The 15,805-nt window shown below is 35.2% G+C and carries 14 protein-coding genes; 7 read left to right on the top strand and 7 right to left on the bottom strand.

All coding sequences use genetic code 11. The features are described 5' to 3' along the window. Positions 1 to 82 precede the first annotated feature (82 nt). The 4 genes from parE to G4Z05_RS14205 all read left to right on the top strand — a co-directional run bounded on the left by parE (position 83) and on the right by G4Z05_RS14205 (position 5,896). Positions 83 to 2,071: a DNA topoisomerase IV subunit B gene (parE, locus tag G4Z05_RS14220; RefSeq protein ID WP_163252481.1), complete on the top strand. Its 1,989-nt coding sequence runs from the start codon at positions 83 to 85 to the stop codon at positions 2,069 to 2,071. Continuing rightward, complete coding sequence (gene parC / locus G4Z05_RS14215; RefSeq protein WP_163252480.1) at positions 2,068 to 4,500, top strand: DNA topoisomerase IV subunit A; 2,433 nt, start codon at positions 2,068 to 2,070, stop codon at positions 4,498 to 4,500. The genes parE and parC overlap by 4 nt, the downstream gene beginning before the upstream one ends. 99 nt (positions 4,501 to 4,599) lie before the next feature. Further along, positions 4,600 to 5,352, top strand: a complete 753-nt coding sequence (locus G4Z05_RS14210; protein WP_163252479.1) for a hypothetical protein — start codon at positions 4,600 to 4,602, stop codon at positions 5,350 to 5,352. A gap of 79 nt (positions 5,353 to 5,431) precedes the next feature. Next, positions 5,432 to 5,896 carry a staygreen family protein gene (locus tag G4Z05_RS14205; RefSeq protein WP_163252478.1) on the top strand — a complete coding sequence of 155 codons (465 nt, stop codon included), beginning with the start codon at positions 5,432 to 5,434 and terminating at the stop codon, positions 5,894 to 5,896. Between the two features lie 177 nt (positions 5,897 to 6,073). On the opposite strand, the gene xerS is transcribed toward G4Z05_RS14205, so the two are convergent. Then, positions 6,074 to 7,162 (bottom strand): tyrosine recombinase XerS, encoded by a 1,089-nt coding sequence (gene xerS / locus G4Z05_RS14200; protein WP_205597571.1) that lies wholly within the window; start codon positions 7,160 to 7,162, stop codon positions 6,074 to 6,076. Positions 7,163 to 8,060: 898 nt separating this feature from the next. Continuing rightward, positions 8,061 to 8,612: a short-chain dehydrogenase gene (locus tag G4Z05_RS14195; RefSeq protein ID WP_163252477.1), complete on the bottom strand. Its 552-nt coding sequence runs from the start codon at positions 8,610 to 8,612 to the stop codon at positions 8,061 to 8,063. A 182-nt stretch (positions 8,613 to 8,794) separates the two neighbouring features. Between G4Z05_RS14195 and G4Z05_RS14190 the strand changes: the two genes are divergently transcribed. Further along, on the top strand, positions 8,795 to 9,046 hold the full coding sequence (locus G4Z05_RS14190) for a DUF2533 family protein (RefSeq protein ID WP_163252476.1): 252 nt from the start codon (positions 8,795 to 8,797) through the stop codon (positions 9,044 to 9,046). 49 nt (positions 9,047 to 9,095) lie between these two features. Here the strand turns inward: G4Z05_RS14190 and G4Z05_RS14185 are convergent, their stop codons facing one another. Both G4Z05_RS14185 and G4Z05_RS14180 read right to left on the bottom strand, forming a co-directional pair. Then, the gene (locus G4Z05_RS14185) at positions 9,096 to 9,572 is read right to left on the bottom strand and encodes an endolytic transglycosylase MltG (protein ID WP_163252475.1); all 477 of its coding nucleotides are present in this window, start codon (positions 9,570 to 9,572) and stop codon (positions 9,096 to 9,098) included. Continuing rightward, positions 9,562 to 9,942, bottom strand: coding sequence for a hypothetical protein (locus G4Z05_RS14180; protein WP_163252474.1), 381 nt, complete (start codon positions 9,940 to 9,942; stop codon positions 9,562 to 9,564). Before G4Z05_RS14180 ends, G4Z05_RS14185 begins: the two co-directional genes overlap by 11 nt. Positions 9,943 to 10,147: 205 nt before the next feature. On the opposite strand from G4Z05_RS14180, the gene G4Z05_RS14175 reads away from it, so the two are divergent. Both G4Z05_RS14175 and G4Z05_RS14170 read left to right on the top strand, forming a co-directional pair. Further along, complete coding sequence (locus tag G4Z05_RS14175) at positions 10,148 to 10,420, top strand: hypothetical protein (RefSeq protein ID WP_038535200.1); 273 nt, start codon at positions 10,148 to 10,150, stop codon at positions 10,418 to 10,420. Between the two features lie 18 nt (positions 10,421 to 10,438). Next, entirely contained in the window at positions 10,439 to 10,786 is a 348-nt protein-coding gene (locus G4Z05_RS14170) for a spore coat protein (protein WP_163252473.1), read from the top strand. Between the two features lie 45 nt (positions 10,787 to 10,831). Here the strand turns inward: G4Z05_RS14170 and ltaS are convergent, their stop codons facing one another. From ltaS to G4Z05_RS14155, 3 genes are all read right to left on the bottom strand, one after another. Beyond that, positions 10,832 to 12,781: a lipoteichoic acid synthase gene (gene ltaS, locus G4Z05_RS14165; RefSeq protein WP_276207650.1), complete on the bottom strand. Its 1,950-nt coding sequence runs from the start codon at positions 12,779 to 12,781 to the stop codon at positions 10,832 to 10,834. Positions 12,782 to 13,046: 265 nt separating this feature from the next. Next, entirely contained in the window at positions 13,047 to 14,258 is a 1,212-nt protein-coding gene (locus tag G4Z05_RS14160) for a CapA family protein (RefSeq protein ID WP_163252472.1), read from the bottom strand. A gap of 50 nt (positions 14,259 to 14,308) precedes the next feature. Further along, entirely contained in the window at positions 14,309 to 15,412 is a 1,104-nt protein-coding gene (locus G4Z05_RS14155; protein WP_163252471.1) for a metallophosphoesterase, read from the bottom strand. Positions 15,413 to 15,805: the final 393 nt, after the last annotated feature.

The following is a 15,805-nucleotide window of genomic DNA, read 5'->3' as shown; positions in this document are numbered from 1 at the left end:
CACTTTTATAATGAATGAAATAATAGAGAGTATGATTAAGTAGAAGTGTGTTTCTTTTTGCAAGGATGAAAGGGGTATTTGAGTGGCACAAAAACAACAATCATTTGATTTTATTGAATACAACGATGATGCCATACAGGTGCTTGAGGGCCTTGAAGCTGTAAGGAAACGCCCTGGAATGTACATAGGTAGCACGGATGCTAGAGGTCTTCATCATCTCGTCTATGAGATTGTTGACAACTCTGTTGACGAGGCGCTTGCAGGATTTGGGGATCATATCATCGTAAAAATTCATAAAGACAATTCCATCAGTGTGGCTGACAGAGGGCGTGGGATGCCTACGGGTATGCATAAATTAGGAAAACCTACACCTGAAGTGATTCTTACGGTCCTACATGCTGGCGGAAAGTTTGGACAAGGTGGATACAAGACAAGTGGCGGGTTACATGGTGTAGGTGCCTCTGTTGTTAATGCCTTATCGGAATGGCTAGTCGTAACCATTAAAAGAGATGGTTTTGTGTATGAACAACGTTTTGAAAATGGAGGAAAGCCGGTAACGACTCTTGAAAAAATCGGTAAAACCAATCAAACCGGAACGACGATTCATTTCAAACCTGACGCTAGTATTTTTTCAACTACCACCTTTAATTTTGAAACATTAGGGGAAAGGTTAAGAGAATCGGCTTTTCTATTAAAAGGACTAAAAATTGAAATCATCGATGAACGTCACGATTTGCATGAAGTATTCCATTATGAGAATGGAATTGAAGCGTTCGTTACTTATTTAAATGAGGAAAAGGATGTCATCCATCCAGTCGTAAGTTTTGAGGGTTCGCAAAATGGAATCGAAGTAGAATTTGCCTTCCAATTTAATGATGGGTATTCGGAAAATGTTTTATCCTTTGTAAATAATGTTCGTACAAAAGATGGTGGAACCCATGAGGTTGGGGCCAAAACAGCCATGACGAGGGTTATGAATGATTATGCCCGTAAAGTAGGTTTGTTGAAAGAAAAAGACAAAAATTTAGAAGGGGCAGACATCCGCGAAGGTTTATCCGCCATTATTTCCGTACGTATTCCTGAAGAGTTGTTGCAATTCGAAGGACAAACAAAAGGGAAATTAGGAACAAGTGAAGCACGTTCTGCTGTCGATGCTGTGGTTTCTGAGCATCTTTCCTATTATTTGGAGGAAAATCCGGACATAAGTACCTTGCTCATTAAAAAGGCGATTAAAGCCTATCAAGCCCGTGAAGCGGCAAGAAAAGCGAGAGAGGATGCGAGAAGTGGGAAAAAGAGAAAGCGTTCAGAAACTTCTCTTTCCGGTAAATTGACACCAGCCCAATCAAGAAATCCGCAGAAAAATGAACTTTATTTAGTAGAAGGTGACTCTGCAGGAGGATCCGCGAAGCAAGGGCGAGATCGACGATTCCAAGCAGTACTACCATTACGAGGTAAAGTTATTAATACGGAAAAAGCGAAGCTAGCCGATATTTTTAAAAATGAAGAAATCAATACCATTATCCATGCAATCGGGGCTGGAGTTGGTGCGGATTTTAATCTTGAGGATGTTAACTATGACAAAATTATCATCATGACCGATGCTGACACAGATGGAGCTCATATTCAGGTTCTGCTGTTAACATTCTTTTATCGATATATGAAACCACTTGTGGAAGCGGGTAAAGTATTTATTGCTCTGCCTCCTTTGTATAAAGTAAGCAAAGGGACTGGAAAAAATGAAAAAATTGAATACGCATGGGATGAAGAGGAATTGCAAGCGGCTATTAAAAAAATAGGCCGTGGCTATATCATTCAGCGTTACAAAGGTTTAGGAGAAATGAATGCAGACCAGCTTTGGGAAACAACAATGAATCCAGAAACTCGCACCTTGATTCGAGTGAAAATTGATGATGCTGCCCGTGCAGAACGTCGAGTAACAACTCTAATGGGTGATAAGGTTGAACCACGCCGGAAATGGATCGAAAATAATGTAGCATTCGGCTTGGAGGAAGATGGGACTATATTAGAAAATGAAAATATTACGTTTTCTGAAGGAGGGATTGAAGGATGAGTACTGCTGAAAAGTTTCGTGACTTACCTTTGGAGGACGTGCTTGGCGACCGTTTCGGTAGGTATAGTAAATATATTATTCAAGAACGTGCCCTTCCTGATGCGAGAGATGGATTAAAACCAGTACAGCGGAGAATTTTGTATGCGATGCATGTGGAAGGGAATACACATGAAAAAGGTTTTCGTAAGGCAGCAAAAACGGTTGGTAATGTTATCGGTAATTATCATCCTCACGGGGATTCCTCTGTATATGATGCCATGGTTCGCATGAGCCAGGACTGGAAAGTACGTAATGTTTTAGTTGAAATGCACGGAAATAACGGTAGTATTGATGGGGATCCGCCTGCTGCGATGCGTTACACAGAAGCACGTCTGTCGGCGATCGCTGCCGAACTATTGCATGATATTGAAAAAGAAACCGTTGATTTTGTTCCAAACTTTGATGACACTTCAAAAGAACCAACCGTTTTACCAGCGATGTTCCCGAATCTGCTTGTAAATGGCTCAACAGGGATTTCTGCGGGTTATGCAACAGATATTCCGCCCCATCATTTAGGTGAAATTATTGATGGAGCCATCCTAAAAATGGACAAACCGGATGTTTCGGTAGATGAATTGATGACAGTCATCAAAGGACCGGATTTCCCTACTGGCGGGATTATTCAAGGAATTGATGGAATTAAAAAAGCTTATGAAACGGGTAAAGGCAAAATTATTATTCGCGGGAAAGCAGAAATTGAAAACATTCGTGGAGGAAAACAACAAATTGTCATCACAGAGATTCCTTTTGAAGTAAATAAAGCAAATCTCGTGAAAAAAATAGATGAATTCCGGCTAGACCGAAAAGTAGAAGGAATCTCTGAGGTTCGAGATGAAACGGACCGTTCGGGTCTTCGGATTGTCATCGAATTAAAGAAAGATGCCGATGCAGAGGGTGTTCTAAACTATTTATATAAAAATAGTGATCTCCAAGTGCCTTATAATTTTAATATGGTTGCTATTTACAATAAACGCCCGAAACTAATGGGTTTGCGTGAATTACTCGACGCCTATATAGAACACCAAAAAGATGTTGTCACTCGAAGGACAAAATTTGAATTGAAAAAAGCGAATGAACGCCAGCATATTGTTGAAGGATTAATTAAGGCTATATCGATTCTTGATGAAGTCATCGCAACAATCCGAGCCTCAAAGGATAAACGAAATGCTAAGGACAATTTAATTGCAAAATACATGTTTACAGAAGCACAAGCTGAAGCCATTGTTTCCTTGCAGTTATATCGTTTAACAAATACGGATATTACTGCATTGAGAAATGAGGCGGAAGAATTGGCCAAACGAATTGCTGAACTATCAAGTATTTTAGAAAGTGAGAAAAAACTAATTTCCGTTATTAAAAAAGAATTAAAAGACGTGAAAAAGCGTTTTGCAGATGAACGTCGCTCCAAAATTGAGGCGGAAATTGAAGAATTAAAGATCAATTTAGAAGTCATGGTGGCCAGTGAAGATGTAATTGTGACGGTGACAAAGGATGGATATGTAAAAAGGACGAGCCTTCGTTCTTATGCCGCTTCGAATGGTCAAGATTTTGCTATGAAGGATACAGATAGGTTGCTAGCAAAGCTCGAAATGAATACAAAGGATGTCCTGCTTCTGTTCACTAATAAGGGGAATTACTTGTATTGCCCAGTTCATGAACTACCGGACATCCGTTGGAAAGATCTTGGTCAACATATTGCAAATATTATCCCTATTGATCGTGATGAGGAAATCATAAAAGCTATTCCAATGAAAGATTTTGAAATGAATGGCTTCTTCCTCTTTGTAACGAGAAATGGAATGGTCAAGAAAACAGAACTGAAACATTATAAGGCACAGCGATATTCCAAACCTTTGACTGGAATCAATTTAAAAAATGATGACCAAGTAGTCGATGTCCATTTAACCGATGGAATGAACGAACTTTTCTTAATCACTCATAATGGTTATGCATTATGGTTTGATGAATCTGAAGTTAGCATTGTCGGTGTCCGTGCTGCCGGTGTAAAAGGAATGAACCTCAAAGAAGGTGACTATATTGTAAGCGGACAATTGATCACATCAAATGATGAATCAATTGTTGTTGCTACCCAGCGCGGTGCAGTGAAAAAAATGAAATTGACAGAGTTTGAGAAAACAACCCGAGCCAAGCGTGGGGTCGTGATTTTAAGAGAATTAAAAGCCAATCCACATCGCATCTCTGGCTTCGTTGTTGCACAAGAATCAGATACAATCTATCTTCAAACGGAAAAGAGCTTTATAGAAACCATCAAAGTAGGAGATATTCGCTATAGCGACCGATATTCCAATGGTTCCTTTATTTTGGATGAAGAGGAAAATGGTAGGGTAACCTCTGTTTGGAAGGTTGAAGCAAAAGATAAAACAGAATAAAAAATAGGTAAAAAGACTCTCTAGAAAATAGGGAGTCTTTTTCATGTTATTACCAAAAATGGACATACTAACTAATATGATACATGGGAGGGAAACAGTATGAGAAAAGAAGTTGGACTAGTCATTGCTGTATTATTTTTCATGTCTTTAACAGCTATTACTGGTGTTTATGCCATTGGAAATGATGAGGTCGTAACTATTTCGAAAAAAGAAGTAGATATTACGGGGGATGGTCAAAAAGAAGTTATCAAGCTAAAAGCAGTTCCTTATGAGGAGAAAAATGAATACTTTAAAGAAATGTATCTTGAAGTTATTGCCTCCAACGACCAAAGGTATACCTTTCCATTACAAAACGGAACAAAAGCAGCCTTTCAGCTAGCCGATCTTAATCATGATGGAGTAAAAGATGTCTTTGTCACTGTTTTAGATGGTGAAGTCAATGGTCATACGAATTATTCATTATTTAGTTTAAAGGATTTTAGTAAAGAAGATCTTCCTATTCCTGAACCTCTCTTGATGGAGAGTCGATTATTAAACGGCTTTAAGGCTGAAATAAAAATTAAGGATACTGGTCATTCCTATCATTTTGATTTGAAGGATCGGAAGAAATATTATAAAAAAATGGGACTTTACACGAATGGAAAACTTCAAGAGCCGACAGAATTAATGGTCGATTCGTTTTACAGCTTAAAACCATTTTCTGATCAAAATAAGAGAAAAGGATTAAAGGGCATTCAACGAGTGTCAGGAATTGCTGACGCGGATACAATCGCCTATGTAGAGTCTACTTGGATGTATGAAAATGGGAAATGGGTACTAAAGGGTGTTAAGGTGAAGGGGGAAGAATATTAAACATTGCCAGTATAATGTCACGGAATAGACGAATTACCCATATAATGTAGCAGGCAGTTCGAAAGGAGAATGCTTGCTTATGAGTATCCTCATTCCAACAAAGTTAACGACAACGTATCAGCCACCGGTTACGAAGTTTCGTCCAGTGGAGGGGAGGAAGTATACACTTACTCGATCGGAAGTAACCGGAGAACTTTTCCTGACGATAGGAACGGAATACAATTATCATGCGATTAATCAAGGGTTTCGAGATGAAGTATTAGCAGAATGGGTTCCTAGGATGGGGGAATTTTCATTAAATGGAAGAGTGTTAGTGAGTGATGGGAATTTCGATGAAAATTATGCAAGGGTTCGATTCATGATTTTCCAAAAAGATGTAAATGTAGCTTTAAAGGCAATTGTATATGGAGATAAAGATTTTTTTACGAATTTCCCATGGTTGTTAGATGCACCAATCCATATAAAATTTGAATCCAATTTTGCACAGTTTAATCATGTACTTTACTATGGAACACCGAGACAATTTTTATATAATGAGACATAATATTATTTTGGATAAACACAGGAATACCTGTGTTTATTTCTTTCGTCTCACTATCTTAAGTATACTTTTAAAATGAGACAAATTAGAAAATCGATAAAATAATAATATTATGTAAACTGATAAAATTAAAATAAGAGGAGTGGGGAAGCTGCCTAAAAAATGAGGCAGCTATTTTCGTTATTCTGTGAATTCTTTTGGCATATCCATTTTATCAACAGCAATCTTTAAATCATCATTTTTAATATGCGTGTATATCATCGTTGTTTGTATGGATGAATGACCTAATTGACGTCTTAATTTAGGGACATCATTAATTTCAGCATGATACCTTGTAGCAAATGAGTGTCTAAGTTTATGTACAGATAATGATGGTTTTCCAAATGCCTTCGCATATTTTTCTACTAATTTTTCAACAGATCGCGCTGTTAACCGTCTTGTTTTTCCTTTAGGGCCCATTGGTGCAGCAACAAATAAAGCCTTTATACTTTTATCAATCTGATACTTTGATTCTCTAACGGCTAAATATTCCTTTAAATCATCCATCGCTGTTTGGCTGAAAAAGACGTACTGTTCCTTATTTCCTTTACGAATCACTCGTGCGGTATACTTGCTAAAATCAATATCTTCAAGATCCAATCCCACTAATTCGGATAAACGAAGACCAGATCCTAGAATTAATGAAATAATAGCCGTATCTCGTTCTTTATTTAATTGATAAAAGTTATATACTTTTTTATTATTTTTATGCAATTCACCATATTCCTGGGCAACGAATAAGCGAAATCGCTCATATTCATCTCCAAGCAGGATTTTGCCTTCCATTTTATTTGCTTTCGTTTCCATCGATTCTTTTATATCATTAAATTCAATTTTCGCCATCACATTTCGTTGAATATATGGTTTCAAATCTTTTGTCTCAGCAATATTTTGCAGGTAATTAAACAAGGATTTTAGTGCAGATAGCTTTCGATTTACGGTTAATTCTTTATTTTGAAGCTGATAATGAAGAAAGTTTAAGAAGCCTTCAACTTCAAGAACCGTCAATTTCTCTAACCGTTCTAAAGGAATATCTTTCATATTGCCAGTCCAAAGCTGCTCATGGATCATCCAGTTAAAGAAAATTTTGTAATCATGACAATAATTGAGTAAGGATGCGGTAGAAAGTTTTCTTAATTTGTGATTAATATATTCTTCAACATACCATGGCAATTCATTAAGCAATGCTTGCAGTTTTTGAAAATTTTGCTGTTTGGATTGATTAATCATAATGACACCTCAATACTATATTACTACTTAATAATTATTTCGTCAAATTTATATTTTACGTAATAATATAAATGAATATTTGGTACCCTCTTTTATAAGTTTTTGTCTTGTAATAACTCAAACATCCATACATGTTTTAGCTAAAAATTTATTTTGCAAGGAATACTATTATATTTAGTCCTGCCCATAATTACTTGTCTATAAAAAATACTTATTACCATATAACGTAAAAATTCGATAAAAAATCATTTGTCTGCTGCGCAACTTTCTTCTTAGAAATTACCAATAATCTTCATGTAGTCTCATTATAAATGCATCATTTCGTAATTTTATTGGATATTTTCTGGAAGGTCAAAATTGCTGACACAGATGTCTATCTCATAACCATATATGAATCTGAACCAATGTATGCACTTGCCAATTAGCATAAATTCTTTTCTTATTTCTCCCTTCTGTTTCATTCTATAGATGGTTTTATGATTTTTTGTCGTTGGTAAGAATTGTCTTTCACAATATTAATAAAGCAAATACAAAATGGTTTAGTACATATGCTGGTGGAAAAGAAACATTTATTGTTTGTTTTTACAAGATGGAATCCACCTATAAATGGGAAATCCTCATGGAAATTAGACCTTGGTGGCTTGAGTAATCGGCAATACAACTCTATACAAATAAGGTTCCGAAACGAAAGTTTGAGGACAGCTTAAAAAGGCACGAACGTTCATAACAGCGTTTCGTGTCTTTTTTTGCGAACATTGTTATACCCCGTTATATACAGAGGGATCAAATGTTGATGTGACTGTATTTGTGCTTGATGGACGTGTTCTTTTCGTAAATAATCTCCTCTAGCATAACAAAACTCGAATTTCAAATGGCGAGTATTTGTTATTATTCATTGTTAATCTGGGCGTTTTTCCCAAGGTTCCATTTGACCAATCATGAACATGTTCTTTTTCTTCTTGATTGCTTCGATGATACCTTCAGAAATTTCCTCATTTGTTAACCATCTTGATCTGGTACCTTCCATTTTAAAGCCTAATTGTACTTGATAATATTTACAATTTATTGGTACAACAGCCTTTTTCTTAATTTCTTCTAAATTTGCCCTACTTCCTAATATATGAAATAATTCCCAATCAGTATTCCCTTTTGTTACCTCATTCACGATAATTTGAAGGGCATTTTCAGCGATCGAATGAATCCACGTGACTACAATATTAATATTTCCATTTTGTTTAATGGTTTGGTGAATGTTCTTTTTTAGATCATCACTATCTCTGTAATCAACGAATAATGGAGTTACGCGACCATCCGAACCGGCTTCTTGGATTAGCTTCTTCATACGTTCAGCATTTCTCGCAATCACAGACACATGATAACCGTTTTCTATTAACCAAAGCGAAACTTTTGATAACATACCAGTACCACCAATCACTAACGCGTGCTTCATCCATCTTCTCCCCTCAAATCTTATTACGGCATAGCGAATTGAATTACTCTGTGCCTCCTAGTAACCAATTATAGCAAAGTTCCAGTGAAAACAGCTTTATTTATACTTACTTTAAGAACTAGTTATTATAATCAAAGGATGTTATTATATTATTATTCCCGATGTTTATAGGAGTTGAAGTCATGAGTGTACATAAAGATTTAATTAAACATGCTGAAAATCAACATAAGCTGTATCAGGAATTCTTGGCTTTAGATGAATTGCGTGAAAAGTATATTGCAGAAGCGGTTGAATTATGCAAGCAAGGAAAGCCATTTTCCACCGATAAAATCAATGAAGTGACGAATAAAATGAATAAAATTAACTTGCGAATTGTCCCATTAAGAAAAAATGTCACTATTGAAATGGTTAAAGAATATGTCAATTCACTATAATAAAAAAAGAAACTTTCCAAATATTGTTTTGGAAAGTTTCTTTTTTGTTTTATTGAAAAATCGTTGTAATAATTTGATCATAGGACATAGTGCTATCTACAGTATATGTACCTGGACGTAATTTGTTTTGAAGTCCTCTGCTTTCCACATCTTTAGAAAATTGGAAGGCATCTTGGATCAACGTAGCATTAACAAGCATTTTTCCCACATCAATGCTCGTCATCCCTTCAGATACCACAATAACAGCCTTTGATATAGTTTTTTCTTCTTGATTTTGTTCACCGTTGGCTTGTGGAGTTCCTTTAGCTTCATTTAAATGTTTTTCATATTCATCTTTTGTTTGAACGATATAACCTTTTGAAGTTAATTCTTTTTTCATTTCTTTTTCAGACAATTGAACTTGTTCATTGTTCACTTTATTTGCTGGTTTGGAAGTATTACGGTCCTCAGAAAAATAAACGATTGCACAAATACTAGTTGCCGTTAGGATTCCAGCTGCAAAGCTGCTTAATATGTTAACCTTCATGGGCAGCTTTTCCCCTTTCATCCTGCGGAGTTACGTATGTTGTAATAATTTGGTTAATTTCTTGAACACTCATTTGTTTTTGTTCTGCAATGTTTTCTAGTGAATATTGACGTTTGTACAAATCCAATACTTCTCGTCTTAATTTTTTCTCCTCGGCAGAAAGTTGAACTCCAGCTTCTTTTGAGATAATTTCCATATCAAGTTCGATATTATTCAGAGATTCTTTAACATCGTTTATTTCTTTCATCAAATTAATATGAAACATGTCAATAGCTTCTTGCGTTTTTTCTGCCGTTTTTTTCGTTCTTACTAAAGATATTATTAGTAGCAATATAGATAATCCAAATAAAATGGCTAATGCCTTTACCATACTAATCGCCTCCTTTAAAAAATAATCCATTAATCTCACAAGTTTCTATTATACATCCAATTTTGGTAGAATTCGATTCTTTTTTTTAAAAATACTCCATAAGTCCGATTTTACAGGAAGAACCACGATAGGAATAATTACATAAAGTTGGTGTCATTTGCTCATTCTATACATGATGGAAAATGATTAAGAAAGGAGCTTTTTGATGCAATATAATCAAGCACCCATTCCAGAACCACCTCGTGCCATTACAACAAAAGATCTTATGTACCTGAAAGATGCCATGTCATGGGAGTTATTAGCATTTAAAAAATTTCATTTCCTTGCTGAACAAGCACAAAACCCTGAAATTAAACAAGCGCTTGAAAATGCTGGTAGGATGCATCAGACACATTATCAAAAATTACTCTCCCATTTACAAACCAATAATCAAGCTGCATTAGCTAACTTGCCTAATACACAGCAGCAAATGCATTAATAATTGGAGGTATGGCTTATGCAAAACCAACCTAATCAAAATCAACAAAATCAAATTGCCAATCCACAAACAGGTCAATTACCAAAAGTAAAAGGCCCAGAAATGAATGACCGTGATTTTATTAATGATGGCCTAAGTACATGTAAATATATCACCGATAGTTTAAATATTGCTGTTCGCGAAGCTAGTTACCAACAGCTACATGATGATTTATTACAAATGCTTATGGAAACTCATCAAAGCAGCAGGCAACTATTTGAGGTGATGTTCCGAAATGGCTGGTATAAACTTGAGGCTGAAGATCAGCAAAAAATTAATCAAGCTTACCAACAATTTAGTAACTATTCCAGCCAGTTTCCTTACTAACATGGAATTTGAAAAAGACTGCCGTTGGCAGTCTTTTTCATCCTATCATTCCTTTGTCGGTAATTCTGACACATTATAATTGTATTTCGAGCGGTCAACTGGAGTAAATCCTTTAGGTGTATAAAAGCGTAATAGATCTCCATTTACTACGTTATCAGATAAAGCTAAGATATTTTCTACTCTATCTTGAAGTTGCTTTGCTTCTTCTATTTGATCTTCATCCAAAGGCATTCCAGTCACGGAATCATAAAATTTGCCACCAACCGCCGTAATGGTTGGACTTACAAAATCTCCGTTTCGGAAAGGAATTAACTCATCATGGTTTTCAGATAAAATATCTGTTCCAAAATGCACATACTCCTTTGTATCAATACCTAACAAATGAAGCATGGTTGGCAGGATGTCAATTTGGCCAGCATATTCATGATTTACGCCACCTTCGATGCCAGGTACATGAATAAATAGTGGAACACGTTGTAACCCTGCACTTTCAAATGGAGTGATTTCTTTTTCAAGTACTTTTGCCATTGCTTTATTATGGTTTTCAGAAATACCATAATGGTCACCATACATGATAATCATAGAATTATCATATAAACCTGACTCCTTCAGATAATCAAAGAATTGTTTCAATGCTTCATCCGCATAACGTGCTGTTTGGAAATAATTATCTACAGATTTATCTCCAGTGGTATGCCGTGCAATCGTCGCTTCTTCTTGCGGCATTGAATAAGGAAAATGGTGTGAAACCGTAATAAACTTAGCCATAAAAGGTTGCGGAAGAGATTCCAACAATGGAATCGATTGTTCAAAGAATGGTTTATCTTTCAAACCATATTCCGCTAATGATTCAGGTGTCAACTGATATGAGTTTTCATCAAAGAACTTATCATAGCCAAATGATTTATAAATTTCATTACGATTCCAGAAACTTCCTGAATTCCCATGGAATACAGCAGAAGTATATCCATTTTGGCCTAAAATAGCAGGAGCTGCCTGGTATGTGTTCATCCCTTTTGTTACAAAAGCTGAACCTTGAGGCAAGCCATACAATGAGTTTTCCAGCATAAATTCAGCATCCGAAGTTTTACCTTGTGCTGTTTGGTGGAAGAAATTATCAAAATACAACGTATTTTTATCATGCGTTAGGGAATTTAGAAATGGTGTTACTTCTTCCCCGTTCAGCTTATAGTTGATAAGGAAATTTTGCATGGATTCCAAATGGATATAGATCACATTCATTCCTTTTGCTGCACCAAAATATTTGGGATTCGGCTCAGCATAGTTGGAATTCGTAAAGTTTTTTACATCCGTAATGTCGTCGCTACTTGCCATAACTCTTTGTGCGGAAGCCTTTGTACTTTTTACCGCATCATAAATAGTGTAATTATACATCCCTAAATATTTAACAATGTAATTTCGGTCAAATCCTCGTGTTAGTAATTGAGGACGATCCGTTTCTGCCAATGAAAGATTGGCGAAAGAGATGGCTAGTGCAAATGAAAATAAAGCAGCCACCTTAGGTCGGCTCATATTCTTTTCTTCCATTTTAACCTTACGGAAAGCAAGTAATGCAATTAATACAAAAATATCAATAAAGAATAAGAAATCATAAGGTTCTAATAATGGTACAATACTACCACTTACATCCCCAAAGTTTTGTGTCTGGGTTAAAGTTGGAAGCGTGATAAAATCGTTAAAAAATCGGTAATATAGAATATTAGCGTATAAAAGAAAAGATAATAGAAAATCAAATATTAGTAAAAAGATATACTTTTTTCTTCCTTTGAAAAGTGTGGCAAATCCTAAAAATAGTATTGCCGATCCTAATGGATTAAAAAATAATAAAATCTTTTGTAACGTATTACTAATTCCTAAATCAAACTGAGTTAGTTGGGCAATATAAGTTTTAAGCCAAAGCATCATCACTGCTACAAAGAAAAAGCCAATATATTTATTAAATATACCTTGACTTTTTTTAAGTGCATTATTCAATTTAAACACCTACCTCTAGTAAAACATAATAACATATTTTCATATTTTACGAGTAATGAAGATTAAACTATATTCTATATTAAACGAAAAATATGAATAAATTATGACCATTTAACAATTTTCTTTCTATCCTTCACAAGTTATTAACTATACTCTTTTTTATAAAAATGTCAAGGGTACCCCCATGCCAATGAAAAACAATGCCTCTGGCTAAAATGAAGTATATCCAAATAGGATAGGTACTTTTATAGCCGGAGGCATTGTTTTAATTCCCTGAATTCACCACTTGATCCATCGTTTCATAAACGAGCCAATCAGAACCATTTATTTTATTGGAAGCCTCGATGATTTTCTTTTTCACCCGCTCCTGCTCTGCTCCTTTAAGCATGGTAGGCTGATAATTGTTTTTCGTTGAAACAGACGAAATGGAAAATGGGATAACAGCAATTTCTTTTTTATCGGTTAGAACTCCGTTTTTCAAATAAAAGTTTTGTTGAAATACAAATGTATCTTTATCACTCGGATTTCGATTTCCACCAAACATAAAGTTTCCGAGACTGTAGACAATAAATTTTCCTTTATATTCTTCAATTCCTTGGACAACATGTGGGTGATGACCAAGGACTAAATCTGCCCCACTATCGATGGTGAAGCGAGCTAAAGTCTTTTGAGAAGGTTCCGGAACATATTCACGTTCATTTCCCCAATGATAATGAACTAATATAATTTGTGCACCTTGTTCCCGCAATGATTTGAGATCTTGTTCAACCTGTTTTCTTATTTCCTGTGTGTCATTCCATCCTTCATAACCTAGTGCACCGATTTTAACCCCTTTGACGGTTGTTAGATATTGATGATCATAGCCAAAATAACCAATATTTCGATTTTTCAAAGCAGTTATTGTGTCTTGATATCCTTTCTCCAAATAATCAAAAATATGATTATTGGCTAAATTGACCGCTTCGATCCCACCTAATGTTAAAATTTGTGCATAACTAGGATCACCTTTAAAGCGAAATTTCTTTGCTGCTTTTTTTGTAGCATTTGTTAATGTGGTTTCTAAATTAACAGTTGTAAAATTATCTTCCAAAAAAATATTGTTTAGTCCCTTTACAAAATATGGGAGTCCGTTTGCCTCCGCAACCTTAACAAAGGAATCACTATAATTAAATGTCTCATCCGTTCCAAGTGTAAAATCTCCTGCTGCACTTATTTTTATTGTTGTTTCTGTTACTGTTTCCGGTTTTTGTTCAAGTTTTTGATTATTATTTTCAACTTTATTTGGATCGGACTCATTTAGCTCCGATTTTATTTCTTTCGGAGGAGATGCTTTATGAGAAGGTATGTATTTAAAAAACAATGTAACACCACCAGCTACAATAAATAGAGCAGTTAGGATAACAATAAGGACTGATTTTTTCGATCTCCTTCGTTCCTTCCGTGTTTTTGACCTGCTCCAATCTTTATGATTATTCATCGTTTCATTGACCCCCATTTATTTATAAACGTTATTATTAACTTCGGTATTTAAGGATGAAAGTTTACTTTTATTTGTACGATTTCACTTTGTGATCCAATACGAAGTGGTGTACCCCAAAATCCGTATCCTGAAGATACAATGGTATGAAGATTTCCTTTTTTGAGATAGCCCCAATCATTTTCATAAATCCTTTTAGTAATTAAATGAGCTGGGGCGATTTGTCCCCGATGAGTGTGGCCTGCAACTAGTAAATCAATATTATTTTTTTCGGCAATATCTAAATCATATGGTTGATGATCGAGCAGAATAATAGGTCTTGAAACATCCACATTCTTCATTAAATCTGCTAATTTTGCTCGGACGACATCACGATACCCCCGATCTTTTCGACCAATAAGGGTTAATCCATTATCTAATACGACCACTTCATCATCTAACATTCTCATGCCACTGTCATTAAATATTTGAACGAGGTCGACATCTTTATCTTCTTCTTGATCATGATTCCCCATTGAAGCATATACTGGTGCCTTAATTTCCTTTAAGATATCGGGAATTCCTTTTCTGAGAAAGGGTTCAATATTATCATCGATAATATCTCCCGGGAACAATACAAGGTCTGGATTTAATGTATTAATGTTTTCCACAAGTTTTTTTGCTTGTTTAGCTCCTGAAAGGTCACCAAAATGCATATCTGAAGCCATGACAATATTCAGGCTCTTTCTACCTTCAATCTTTTTCGGAATCGTGATTTCATAATTTCTAACCACTGGTGTAAAAGCATGGTATAACCCATATACAAATAGGCAGGAGACAGTTGTTAATGTAATGATTCCAGCCCATTTTTTTGCTTTTTCCTTTGGTATTTTGGTGTGTTTTATAAAAAACACAAAAAGATTGACAAAAGGCATAAGCAATAAAATATAACAAAAAAAGCCAATCCAAATCCCGCCTATCCATGCTAGGACAGGACTCTCTTCTAAAATCCGTCCGAACACAAAGGAATAAGATACGAGAATCAATAGAAACCAATATAAAATTTTGAGAGGTTTCCGATTACGGATAAATAATGTTAGCCAAATCCAGCCGTTCCAACCTATGTACACGACTAACAAAGTGTAGATAATAAGGACCCCTAAGAAGAAAATCACCCTTGATTCCTCTCTTCACTAAGATAATATTCTCTTCTTTCCATTAGACCGTATTTTAGAAAAATTGGCAAGATTTATATATTTTTCAATATGTTTGTCATACTTGTTATTGGTTTTAGAAAAAATAAATATATATAAAGGAAGAAAAAAGCTTTCCTTTCAAATTTTTTACATAATTCTTTTCCACTATTCTTGGAGATCTTGCGTATTTTCCATTCGAAATTTACTTCTTAAATGAAAATACTCTTCTCTAATGAGAAGAGTATTTCAGATTGTAGACAAAAGGCATTCCGAATAAACTTAATTCGAAATGCCTTTTCAAATTTTAAGCAATTTTTGGTCTATATTAACTTTAATTTGACCCCTACGGGGTCAATTATTATACCATTTTTG

This window comes from Neobacillus thermocopriae, from assembly GCF_010975035.1.
In the GTDB taxonomy this organism is placed as follows: Bacteria; Bacillota; Bacilli; order Bacillales; family Cytobacillaceae; genus Neobacillus; species Neobacillus thermocopriae.
The sequence above is the reverse complement of the archived record's forward strand: the minus strand, read 5'-3'. Positions and strand labels throughout refer to the sequence as shown.

What these genes read in the sequence shown, in the direction of transcription:
- parC (WP_163252480.1), top strand. Translation starts at nt 2,068, where the DNA reads ATGAGTACTGCTGAAAAGTTTCGTGACTTACCTTTGGAGGACGTGCTT.
- G4Z05_RS14210 (WP_163252479.1), top strand. Translation starts at nt 4,600, where the DNA reads ATGAGAAAAGAAGTTGGACTAGTCATTGCTGTATTATTTTTCATGTCT.
- G4Z05_RS14205 (WP_163252478.1), top strand. Translation starts at nt 5,432, where the DNA reads ATGAGTATCCTCATTCCAACAAAGTTAACGACAACGTATCAGCCACCG.
- xerS (WP_205597571.1), bottom strand. Translation starts at nt 7,162, where the DNA reads ATGATTAATCAATCCAAACAGCAAAATTTTCAAAAACTGCAAGCATTG.
- G4Z05_RS14195 (WP_163252477.1), bottom strand. Translation starts at nt 8,612, where the DNA reads ATGAAGCACGCGTTAGTGATTGGTGGTACTGGTATGTTATCAAAAGTT.
- G4Z05_RS14190 (WP_163252476.1), top strand. Translation starts at nt 8,795, where the DNA reads ATGAGTGTACATAAAGATTTAATTAAACATGCTGAAAATCAACATAAG.
- G4Z05_RS14185 (WP_163252475.1), bottom strand. Translation starts at nt 9,572, where the DNA reads ATGAAGGTTAACATATTAAGCAGCTTTGCAGCTGGAATCCTAACGGCA.
- G4Z05_RS14180 (WP_163252474.1), bottom strand. Translation starts at nt 9,942, where the DNA reads ATGGTAAAGGCATTAGCCATTTTATTTGGATTATCTATATTGCTACTA.
- G4Z05_RS14175 (WP_038535200.1), top strand. Translation starts at nt 10,148, where the DNA reads ATGCAATATAATCAAGCACCCATTCCAGAACCACCTCGTGCCATTACA.
- G4Z05_RS14170 (WP_163252473.1), top strand. Translation starts at nt 10,439, where the DNA reads ATGCAAAACCAACCTAATCAAAATCAACAAAATCAAATTGCCAATCCA.
- G4Z05_RS14160 (WP_163252472.1), bottom strand. Translation starts at nt 14,258, where the DNA reads ATGAATAATCATAAAGATTGGAGCAGGTCAAAAACACGGAAGGAACGA.